Source organism: Streptomyces sp. SID4985, from assembly GCF_009863025.1.
Classification (GTDB): Bacteria; Actinomycetota; Actinomycetes; order Streptomycetales; family Streptomycetaceae; genus Streptomyces.
Genome location: NZ_WWIR01000109.1, coordinates 1 through 10331, shown reverse-complemented (window position 1 = coordinate 10331; position 10331 = coordinate 1). Strand labels below are relative to the sequence as shown.

Sequence of the window (10331 nt, the reverse complement as noted above, 5' to 3'; positions counted from 1 at the left end):
GCTTTCCAGGTTCTCGCTTTCGCGTTTCCCTTTCCGGCGGCTCCGACTCTATCAGAAGTTTTTGGCCGGTCTTACCGGCCGCTCATTTCTGAGTAATCGGAATTTGCTTCTCGGAATCGCCTGAGCGACTTCTTCGAGGAGCAGATAGATTCTAGCGGTCAACCTTGAGCTTGTCCAGCTCCAGGCAACTGTTTGACTCTACCTCCCCGGTCCGCCCGTGTCAACGGGTTTCTTGGGGCGATCGGAAGAATAGCAGCTCACAGGCCGTTTACGCACATCAGGCGGCGGTGGGGACGGTCGAGCTGCGCTCGGACGCCATGAGGTCGCCCGTTTCTCCGGCACGGGCCGCGCGGCCGCCCAGGACATAGACGTAGGCCAGGAACGCCAGCTCGGCCACGATGCCGATGCCGATGCGGGCCCAGGTGGGAAGGCCGGACGGGGTGACGAAGCCTTCGATGGCGCCGGAGACGAAAAGGACCAGGGCGAGACCGATGGCCATGCCGACGGCCGCGCGTCCTTCTTCCGCCAGTGCCGTACGACGGCTTCGCGGGCCGGGGTCGATCACGGTCCAGCCGAGGCGGAGGCCCGTACCGGCGGCGACGAAGACCGCGGTCAGTTCGAGCAGGCCGTGCGGGAGGACGAGGCCGAGGAAGGTGTCGAGGCGGCCGGCGGAGGACATGAGGCCGAAGCCGACGCCGAGGTTGAGCATGTTCTCGAAGAGGATCCAGAGCACGGGGAGCCCCAGGAAGATGCCCAGGACCAGGCACATCGCGGCCGCCTGGGCGTTGTTCGTCCACACCTGTGCGGCGAAGGAGGCGGCCGGGTGGCTCGAGTAGTAGGTCTCGTACTCGCCGCCGGGGCGGGTCAGCTCGCGGAGGTGGTCGGGGGCCGCGATGGTGGCGCGCACCTCCGGGTGCGCGCCGATCCACCAGCCCAGGAGGATCGCGACGGCCGTCGAGACGAGTGCGGTGGGCACCCACCAGTGGCGGGCCCGGTAGACCGCGGCCGGGAAGCCCTGGGTCAGGAAGCGGGCCGCGTCGCGCCAGGAGGCGCGGCGGGTTCCGGTGACGGCGCTGCGCGCTCGGGCGACCAGCCTGCTCAGCCGGCCGGTCAGCTGGGGGTCCGGGGCGCTGGACTGGATCAGCGAGAGATGGGTGGCCGTCCGCTGGTAGAGAGTGATCAGCTCGTCGGTCTCGGCGCCGTTGAGCCGACGCCTGCGGCTCGTCAGAGCGTCGAGGCGGTCCCACTCGGCTCGGTGTGCGTAGACGAACACGTCCAGGTCCATCGGGTCTGCCTGCTCCTCGGCCGGTCGTCGTTGCGCGTGCTGCTGTCAGCTTGTCCTACCGCAACGCGATGTGTGCTCAGCTTGGCAGACTTGCCTCAAGGGGCGGACGAGGGGAAGGGCGGCGGGACATGAGTGAGCTGGTGACCGGGGAGGCGGTGGCGCTCGAACTGCGGCCCGCCAAGCTGCCGAGCAGGGCGCTGGCCGTGTTCGTGGATCTGGTCGTGGCCATGTGCGTGTACATCGGTGTCTCGGTCGTGGTCCTGCTGGCGACCGCGTCGCTCGACGACGCGGCGCAGATGGCGCTGTCCATAGCCGTCTTCCTGCTGGTCCTGATCGGTGCTCCCATCGCGGTGGAGACGCTCAGCCACGGGCGCTCGCTGGGGAAGCTGATGTTCGGGCTGCGGGTGGTGCGGGACGACGGGGGGCCGATCCGGTTCCGGCACGCGTTGGTGCGCGGTGCCGTCGGGGTGGTCGAGATCCTGATGACGTTCGGGGTGGTGGCGTGCATCGCGTCGCTGGTGTCGGCGCGTGGGCGGCGGCTCGGGGATGTGTTCGCGGGCACGCTGGTGGTGCGGGAGCGGGTTCCGGTGGGGCGGTCCTGGCCGATGCCGGCTCCGCCGCCGTGGGTCGCGGGGCGGTTCGCCGAGCTGGATCTGTCGGCGGTGCCGGACGGGCTCTGGCTCGCCGTGCGGCAGTACCTGGGGCGGATGCGTCAGCTCGATCCGCAGGTCTCCGCGGCGATGGCCGGGCGGCTCGCGGCCGACATCGCGGCGCGTACGGGGACGACCGTGCCGCAGCAACTGCCTCCGGCGCTCTTTCTGGCCGCCGTGGTCCAGGAGCGACAGGCCCGTCAGGCCCCGGTGCGGGCGGACGGCGCGGCTCATGGGCCGGTGCCCGGTGGAGACGTGGCGAGTGGTGCGGGCTGGGCCGCGCCGGGAGCGGCGCGGGTGTACGAGGCTCCGGTGGAGCGGCCGGCCGCGGTGAAGCCGCAGGATTCCGGTTCCCGGCCCACCGGGTTCGTTCCCCCGGCGTGAGCGGCGGTCCGGTCCGCAACCCTGGTCCTCCGTAACCCCTGGTCCTCAGTCGAACGTCGACGGTGGGGTCTGCAGGTCTTCCAGCTCGATCCCGGGGGCGGACAGGACCACGTCCCCGGCGAGGTGCACGGTGTGCTGTTCGCCGGTGTCCAGGGCTGTGACCTGGTACGCGTCCACGATCAGGGGGCCGTTGTCAGTGGCGTGTGTTTCTCTGTCGACCAAGGCCCAGGACTGGTCCACGGTGCGTGGGGCGAGTACCGGATCGGTGAGGGCGACGAGGCGTACCCGGGTGGCGGAGGACGAGGGGGTGAGGCGGAGCAGACGGGCGGTGGCGACGAGGAACGCGGGGGACGTGCCGGTGAAGGCGTGGGCGCGCACATTGCCTTCGGTGGCCTGAGTCCCGGTGGGGTCCGTGCGGACCCAGGAGATGCCGTCGAGGGCGGCGCCGCGTACTTGCCAGTCGCCCGCGTGGATTTCGAGGCGGAGGGGGCGGCCGAGGTCGTCCAGGGCGAGGTCGACGGAGCCGGTGTGGTCGCCGGTGGGGGTGGTCAGCTGCGAGACGTAGCGCCAGCCGGAGGGGCCGGGGGCGCAGTGGAAGTGTTCTTCCGCGAGAGGGGTGTGATCGTGCGGATCGTGAAGCGAATAGCGGCCACGCGGCATGGCGGATCCCGGGGTCTGGCGGGCTGACGGTGCGGCCGTGAGAGCCGACGGTCGGCCGGAGCGGGGCAGGCCCCCGACACGGGGGTGCGGGGGCCTGCCCGGATCGCTCAGTAGCGGTAGTGGTCCGACTTGAAGGGGCCGTCGACCTCGACGCCGATGTACGAGGCCTGCTCCGGACGCAGCTTGGTCAGCTTGACGCCGAGCGAGTCCAGGTGGAGGCGGGCGACCTTCTCGTCCAGGTGCTTGGGCAGCACGTAGACGCCGGTCGGGTACTCGTCGGGCTTGGTGAACAGCTCGATCTGGGCCAGGGTCTGGTCCGCGAAGGAGTTGGACATCACGAACGACGGGTGACCGGTGGCGTTGCCCAGGTTCAGCAGGCGGCCCTCGGACAGGACGATGATCACCTTGCCGTCGGGGAAGGTCCAGGTGTGGACCTGCGGCTTGACCTCGTCCTTGACGATGCCGGGGATCTTGGCGAGGCCGGCCATGTCGATCTCGTTGTCGAAGTGGCCGATGTTGCCGACGATGGCCTGGTGCTTCATCTTGGCCATGTCGTCGGCCATGATGATGTCCTTGTTGCCCGTCGTGGTGACGAAGATGTCGGCCTTGTCGACGACCTCGTCGAGGGTCGTGACCTGGTAGCCGTCCATCGCCGCCTGGAGCGCGCAGATCGGGTCGATCTCGGTGATGATCACGCGGGCGCCCTGGCCGCGCAGGGACTCGGCGCAGCCCTTGCCGACGTCGCCGTAGCCGCAGACGACGGCGGTCTTGCCGCCGATGAGGACGTCGGTGGCGCGGTTGATGCCGTCGATCAGGGAGTGGCGGCAGCCGTACTTGTTGTCGAACTTCGACTTGGTGACGGCGTCGTTCACGTTGATCGCCGGGAAGAGCAGGTCGCCGTCGCGCTGCATCTCGTACAGGCGGTGGACGCCGGTGGTGGTCTCCTCGGTCACACCGCGGATCTCGGAGGCCAGCTGGGTCCACTTCTGGGAGCCCTCGCTGATGGTGCGGTGGAGCAGTTCGAGGATGACGCGGTGCTCGTCGGACTCGGCGGTCTCGACGCCGGGGACCTTGCCGTCCTTCTCGTACTCGACGCCCTTGTGGACGAGGAGGGTGGCGTCACCGCCGTCGTCCAGGATCATGTTCGGGCCGCCGGTGGGGCTGTTCGGCCAGGTCAGCGCCTGCTCGGTGCACCACCAGTACTCCTCCAGGGTCTCGCCCTTCCAGGCGAAGACCGGGACGCCCTGCGGGTTGTCGGGCGTGCCGTTCGGGCCGACGGCGATGGCGGCGGCCGCGTGGTCCTGGGTGGAGAAGATGTTGCAGGAGGCCCAGCGGACGTCGGCGCCGAGGGCGACCAGGGTCTCGATGAGCACGGCGGTCTGCACGGTCATGTGCAGGGAGCCGGTGACGCGGGCGCCGGCCAGCGGCTGTGCCTCGGCGTACTCCTTGCGGATCGACATCAGGCCGGGCATCTCGTGCTCGGCGAGGGTGATCTCCTTGCGGCCGAACTCGGCCAGGGAGAGGTCGGCGACCTTGAAGTCCTGTCGGTTGTCGACAGTCGTCATTGCGGGCTGCTCCTCGGAGTTGGGGCGAGGTGGGTGGGGCTGGTCTGCGCGGCGGCGGACACAAGGGTGCCCGAGAAGAGGGCACGGGCGTGCCCGGGCGCGCAGCGCAGTCCGTCGGAGGCCCTCTCTCCCTCGGACGGTCCGCTCGGGACCGCCCGACCGCCATCAGCAGCGACGTCTGGCTCCGTCCCAAGCTAACACCGGAGATGCGGGCTGCCCCAGTCCGCATCTCGGGCCGGCGGGGTGTCCGGTACGTCCGACGGGGCCCGCCCGGGTGTGGGCGGGCCCCGTCGGACGAGGTGACCGGGTGGCCGGAGCGGTGGCTCAGTGATCGGCCGGGTGGGGGGTGGGGCCGCCCGGGGTGGCCTTGGGGTCCGGGCCCTTGGCGGCCTCGGCCTCGCTGTAGATGTCGGGCTCGAGGTAGATGACGCGGGCGATCGGGACGGCCTCGCGGATGCGGGCCTCGGCGGCGTTGATGGCGTGCGCGACCTCGGTGGCCGTGTCGTCGTGCTCGACGGCGATCTTGGCGGCGACGAGCAGCTCCTCGGGGCCGAGGTGGAGGGTGCGCATGTGGATGACGCCGGTGACCGTGTCGCCGTCGACGATGGCGGCCTCGATCTTCTTGACGTCCTCCAGGCCCGCGGCCTCGCCGAGCAGCAGGGACTTGGTCTCGGCGGCGAGGACGAGGGCGATCAGGACGAGCAGGACACCGATGCAGACGGTGCCGATGCCGTCCCAGACGCCGTCGCCCGTGAGGATGGCGACGCCGACGCCGATGAGGGCGAGGACCAGGCCGATGAGCGCGCCGAAGTCCTCCAGCAGGACGACCGGCAGCTCGGGGGCCTTGGCGCGGCGGATGAACTGCGCCCAGGAGAGCTTGCCGCGCAGCTCGTTGGACTCCTTGATGGCGGTGCGGAAGGAGAAGCCCTCGGCGATGATCGCGAAGACCAGGACGCCCACCGGCCAGTACCAGTGCTCGACCGGGTGGGGGTGGCTGATCTTCTCGTAGCCCTCGTAGATGGCGAACATGCCGCCGATGGAGAAGAGGACGATCGAGACGAGGAAGGCGTAGATGTAGCGCTCGCGGCCGTAGCCGAAGGGGTGCTGCGGGGTGGCCTCGCGCTGGGCGCGCTTGCCGCCGATGAGCAGCAGGAACTGGTTGCCCGAGTCGGCGAGCGAGTGCACGCCTTCCGCGAGCATGGACGAGGAGCCGCTGAACGCGAACGCCACGAATTTCGCGACCGCGATCGCGAGGTTGGCACCGAGTGCCGCCACGATCGCCTTCGTACCGCCTGACGCGCTCATGTGTCCGCGTGTCCCTTCACTGTCGTACGTCTACGCCGTCTCGGCGTGTACCCGTCTTTGCCGGTGCTTTGCCGGTGGGCCATTGTTGCAGCCCACCGGGTGGCGGGGCGTCAGCTGTCCACAAGCCCGGTCATACGATCACAGTGGCGCGGAAGACGGTGCCCGTTCCGGCCACCTCGACGCGCTCACCTGCGGGGACGTAGACCGAGTGGCCCGGGGACAGCTCGTGCTCGCCCGCGCGGACGGTGCCCGCCGTGCACAGCAGGATCTGCGGGGTGTCGCGGGTGAGGTCGCGGACGGCGCCGCCCCCGGGCAGGACGAGGCGGGAGAGCCGGAACTCGTCGATCGGGGTCTCGTAGACCTCCTCCCCCTCGGGCGATGCCTCGGGGCGCAGCACTCCCGGGTCGCCCGACTCGAAGCGGACGACCCGCAGGAGTTCGGGGACGTCGACGTGCTTGGGGGTCAGGCCGCAGCGCAGGACGTTGTCCGAGTTGGCCATGATCTCCACGCCCAGGCCGTCGAGGTAGGCGTGCGGGACGCCCGCGCCGAGGAAGAGGGCCTCACCGGGCTGGAGCCGGACGTGGTTGAGCAGCAGGGCGGCGATGACGCCGGGGTCGCCCGCGAAGTGCCGGGCTGTTCCGGCGTAGGGGGCGTAGGGGCCGCCGAGGCGGGTGAAGGCGGCGGTCGCCTCGGCGACGGTGCGGGCCATGTCCTCGGGGTCGGCGGTGAGGATCGCGGTGAGGGCCTCGCGCAGGGCGGCGTCCTCGGGGCGGGCGCGCAGTATGTCGGCGTAGGGCTTGAGGGAGTCGACGCCGAGCCCTTCGAGCAGCGCGGCCGCCTCGGCGGCGGGCCGGAAGCCGCACAGGCCGTCGAACTCGGTGAGCGCGCAGATCAGCTCGGGCTTGTGGTTGGCGTCCTTGTAGTTGCGGTCCGGGGCGTCCACCGGGATGCCCCGGCGCTCCTCGTCGGCGTAGCCCTCCCGGGCCTGGGCGAGGTCGGGGTGGACCTGGAGGGAGAGCGGGGCGCCCGCGGCGAGGATCTTGAGCAGGAACGGCAGCCGGGGGCCGAACTTCGCGACCGCGGCCGCGCCGAGTTCGCGCTCGGGGTCGGCCGCGATGACCTCGGTGAGCGGGCCGCGCGGGGTGCGCGAGGGGGCGCCGGGGTGGGCGCCCATCCACATCTCGGCCTGCGGCTGACCGGTCGGCTCGGTGCCGAGGAGCTGCGGGATGGCGGTGGGCGAGCCCCACGCGTAGGGGCGGACGGTGTTGTCGAGGCGGTCCATGTGTCTCTCTGTCTCCGTACGTGCGCTGCGCGGCCGGTGCCCGGGAGTGGGCGCGGGCCGGACCGCCCCCGGGTGTGCGGGCGGGCGGTCCGGGAGCAAGGTCAGGTGGCGGAGGCGAGCGCCAGGTAAACGGCGGCGAAATCCGTGACGGCGATCAGTTCCGCGAGGGTCTCCAGATCGGCGCCCTCCTCCGGTTCGAGTTCGCTGATCGGCGTGTCGTGGCTGAGGGCCAGGTCACGGGCGGCGGGGGCGGCGGTGAGACCGCCGAGGGGGCGGTCGCGGAGCAGCACCACGCGCGCGTGCAGGGCGGGTGCCTCCTCCACGCGGTCGCGGAAGAAGTCGTCGGGGTCGGCGCTGGCGGCGAGCGGGCCCGCGAGGAGCGCGCTGTGGGCGGCGAGGGCCTCGGGGAGTTCCGCGACCAGGGCGGGGCGTCCGGCGAGTTCGGCGAGGGCGTCGGCGAAGCGGCGGCCCGCCGGGCCCGCGGAGGTGCCCTCGGTCCAGACGACCGGGAGCGCGTCGGCCAGTTCGGCGGCCAGGGTCTTCGCCGGGTTGCTGTAGGTCACGATGGCGGGGCCGCAGCGCTCGGCCACGCGGTCCAGGCGGTCCGCGACCTTCTCCAGGGCCTCCGGGTCCGCCGCGAGCAGGCCGACGCGGTCGAGCAGGGCGAGCAGCGGGGTGAGCAGGGCCCAGAAGACGCCGGACGAGGACCCGGCGACGGGCTCCCCCTGGTCGTAGGGGGCCGTGGCCATGGGGACGAAGAGGCCGTGTGCCCCGGCGACCGCCTCGGTGAGCGGGGTGCCGGCGGGGGCCACGGCGACGACGGAGCAGCCCCGGCGGTAGGCCTGTTCGGCCAGGAGCGACAGGCTCGGTTCGCCGCCGTCGGGGGTGGCGATCAGCAGCAGGTCCACGGAACCGGCCCAGCCCGGCAGTTCCCAGCGCAGGGCGCCGGGGGCGGGGGCCACGCCGGTCGGGGCGAGGCGGATGACGGGGCTGCCGGGTCCGGCCAGGGTGCCGAGCAGGTCGGCGGCGTGGGTGGCGGCGGCTCCGGGCCCCGCGATCAGGACCGCGCGGGGACGGCCGTCCGGCCGGAGGGCGCCGACGCCCGCCTCGACGGCGTGCCGGGCGGCCGTACGGACCCGGGCGCCGGCCTCCGCCGCGCCGCGCAGGAGCCCTCGGCGGTCGGCCTCGGCGAGGCCCTCCGGGGTGTCCAGGAGCGATTCGTCGAGCATGGGCGGCTGCCTCCGGTCGCCGGGAATCCTGTCGGTGTGGTCGGGCGCGCGGATCGCGGTGGGGCTCCGGCGCCCGGCGGTACTACAGCGGGCGGCGGGCCTCGTCGACGAGCAGGACGGGGATGCCGTCGCGGACCGGGTACGCCAGTCCGCAGTCCTGGCCGGTGCAGACGAGCTCGGTGCCCTCGGTGTCCTGCTCGCCGTCCTGCTCCTTGAGCGCGGAGTGGCAGGCCGGGCAGGCCAGGATCTCCAGGAGGCCGGCTTCGAGCGCCATGGGGTGTCCCTTCGGGCGGCGGTACGGGATGTACACGGATGTGCTGGTCAGGTTACCGCCGTACGGCGGCACGGCCGGGGCCGGACGGTCGGCGCCGGTTCAGGCGCGGATGATCGCCAGTGCCTCGTCGCGGATCTTCTCCATGGTGGCCTCGTCCTTGGCCTCCGCGTTCAGGCGGAGCAGGGGCTCGGTGTTGGAGGGGCGGACGTTGAACCACCAGTCGTCGGCGGAGACGGTGAGGCCGTCGAGGTCGTCCAGGGTGATGCCCGGGCGGCCCTCGTAGGCGGCGCGGATCGCGGCGAGGCGGGCCGCCTGGTCGGCGACGGTGGAGTTGATCTCGCCGGAGCCCGCGTAGCGGTCGTACGCGGCGACAAGGGCGGACAGCGGGCCGTCCTGGCCGCCGAGGGCGGCGAGGGTGTGCAGGGCGGCCAGCATGCCCGTGTCGGCGTTCCAGAAGTCCTTGAAGTAGTAGTGCGCGGAGTGCTCGCCGCCGAAGATCGCGCCGGAGCGGGCCATCTCGGCCTTGATGAAGGAGTGGCCGACGCGGGTGCGGACCGGGGTGCCGCCGTGCTCCCGCACGACCTCGGGGACCGTGCGCGAGGTGATCAGGTTGTGGATGACGGTGCCCGAGCCGCCGTTGCGGGCCAGCTCGCGCACGGCGACGAGCGCGGTGATCGCGGACGGGGAGACCGGGTCGCCGTTCTCGTCCACGACGAAGCAGCGGTCGGCGTCGCCGTCGAAGGCGAGGCCGAGGTCGGCGCCCTCCTGCACGACCCGCTTGCGCAGGTCCACGATGTTGGCCGGGTCCAGCGGGTTGGCCTCGTGGTTCGGGAAGGTGCCGTCCAGCTCGAAGTACATCGGCACCACGGTCAGCGGCAGCCCGGCGAGGACGGTCGGGACGGTGTGGCCGCCCATGCCGTTGCCCGCGTCCACGACCACCTTCAGCGGGCGGATCGCGGTCAGGTCGACCAGGGAGCGCAGGTAGGCGGCGTAGTCCTCCAGCGTGTCGCGCGCGGTGAGCGTGCCCGGCACGGCGGCCGGTTCCGGGGCGCCCGACTCCAGCCAGCCCTCGACCAGTTCGCGGATCTCGGCGAGCCCGGTGTCCTGGCCGACCGGGGCGGCGCCCGCGCGGCACATCTTGATCCCGTTGTACCGGGCCGGGTTGTGGGAGGCGGTGAACATCGCGCCGGGCAGGCCGAACGCACCCGAGGCGTAGTAGAGCTGGTCGGTGGAGCAGAGGCCGATCTCGGTGACGTCCACGCCCTGGTCGGCCGCGCCGCGCGCGAAGGCGCGGGACAGGCCGGGCGAGGAGGGGCGCATGTCGTGGCCGACGACGATCGCGCGGGCGTCGGTCACCGCGGCGAAGGCGGCGCCGAAGAGCGCGGCGAGGGACTCGTCCCACTGGTCCGGGACCACTCCGCGCACGTCGTACGCCTTCACGATCTGCGACAGATCAGCAGTCACGGCCCAGCCTCCCGAAAGTCCTGTGGATGCCCAAAACTACCCGCCCTGGGCGAACGGCCGGGGCGGGGACACCACAAGGGCGGTGCGAGGGGGCGGACGGCGCGTCAGTTGTCCGGGGAGCGCAGGACCCGCAGATGACCCCGGCGGGCCACCTCCATGGGGTCCGCGGTGCGGGCGCCGCCCGCTCCGGCCGCGCGCTCCTGGGGGCGGGCCGCCTCGCGCACGGCGTTGGC

The 10331-nt window shown here is 72.2% G+C and carries 9 protein-coding genes and 1 pseudogene; 1 reads left to right on the top strand and 9 read right to left on the bottom strand.

Annotation, left to right across the window (positions count from 1 at the left end):
- Nucleotides 1-277 precede the first annotated feature (277 nt).
- Nucleotides 278-1285, bottom strand: a complete 1008-nt coding sequence (locus GTW40_RS04595; protein WP_161178855.1) for a stage II sporulation protein M — start codon at nucleotides 1283-1285, stop codon at nucleotides 278-280.
- Nucleotides 1286-1413: 128 nt separating this feature from the next.
- On the opposite strand from GTW40_RS04595, the gene GTW40_RS04590 reads away from it, so the two are divergent.
- A complete protein-coding gene (locus GTW40_RS04590) occupies nucleotides 1414-2319 on the top strand; it encodes an RDD family protein (RefSeq protein ID WP_161178854.1) in 906 nt (301 codons plus the stop codon).
- Nucleotides 2320-2364: 45 nt separating this feature from the next.
- On the opposite strand, the gene GTW40_RS04585 is transcribed toward GTW40_RS04590, so the two are convergent.
- The 8 genes and pseudogenes from GTW40_RS04585 to GTW40_RS04550 form a co-directional block, all read right to left on the bottom strand.
- Entirely contained in the window at nucleotides 2365-2979 is a 615-nt protein-coding gene (locus tag GTW40_RS04585) for a hypothetical protein (RefSeq protein WP_161178853.1), read from the bottom strand.
- A gap of 107 nt (nucleotides 2980-3086) precedes the next feature.
- A complete protein-coding gene (gene ahcY / locus GTW40_RS04580) occupies nucleotides 3087-4544 on the bottom strand; it encodes an adenosylhomocysteinase (protein WP_161178852.1) in 1458 nt (485 codons plus the stop codon).
- Between the two features lie 324 nt (nucleotides 4545-4868).
- A complete protein-coding gene (locus GTW40_RS04575) occupies nucleotides 4869-5849 on the bottom strand; it encodes a cation diffusion facilitator family transporter (protein ID WP_161178851.1) in 981 nt (326 codons plus the stop codon).
- Between the two features lie 130 nt (nucleotides 5850-5979).
- Nucleotides 5980-7131 carry a mannose-6-phosphate isomerase, class I gene (gene manA, locus GTW40_RS04570; protein WP_161178850.1) on the bottom strand — a complete coding sequence of 384 codons (1152 nt, stop codon included), beginning with the start codon at nucleotides 7129-7131 and terminating at the stop codon, nucleotides 5980-5982.
- Nucleotides 7132-7232: 101 nt separating this feature from the next.
- Nucleotides 7233-8360: an SIS domain-containing protein gene (locus tag GTW40_RS04565; protein ID WP_161178849.1), complete on the bottom strand. Its 1128-nt coding sequence runs from the start codon at nucleotides 8358-8360 to the stop codon at nucleotides 7233-7235.
- Nucleotides 8361-8442: 82 nt separating this feature from the next.
- Nucleotides 8443-8634, bottom strand: a complete 192-nt coding sequence (locus tag GTW40_RS04560) for a Trm112 family protein (RefSeq protein ID WP_161178848.1) — start codon at nucleotides 8632-8634, stop codon at nucleotides 8443-8445.
- Between the two features lie 99 nt (nucleotides 8635-8733).
- The gene (locus GTW40_RS04555) at nucleotides 8734-10098 is read right to left on the bottom strand and encodes a phosphomannomutase/phosphoglucomutase (protein ID WP_161178847.1); all 1365 of its coding nucleotides are present in this window, start codon (nucleotides 10096-10098) and stop codon (nucleotides 8734-8736) included.
- A 104-nt stretch (nucleotides 10099-10202) separates the two neighbouring features.
- A pseudogene (locus tag GTW40_RS04550) lies at nucleotides 10203-10331 on the bottom strand (DUF3499 domain-containing protein); the annotation flags it as partial.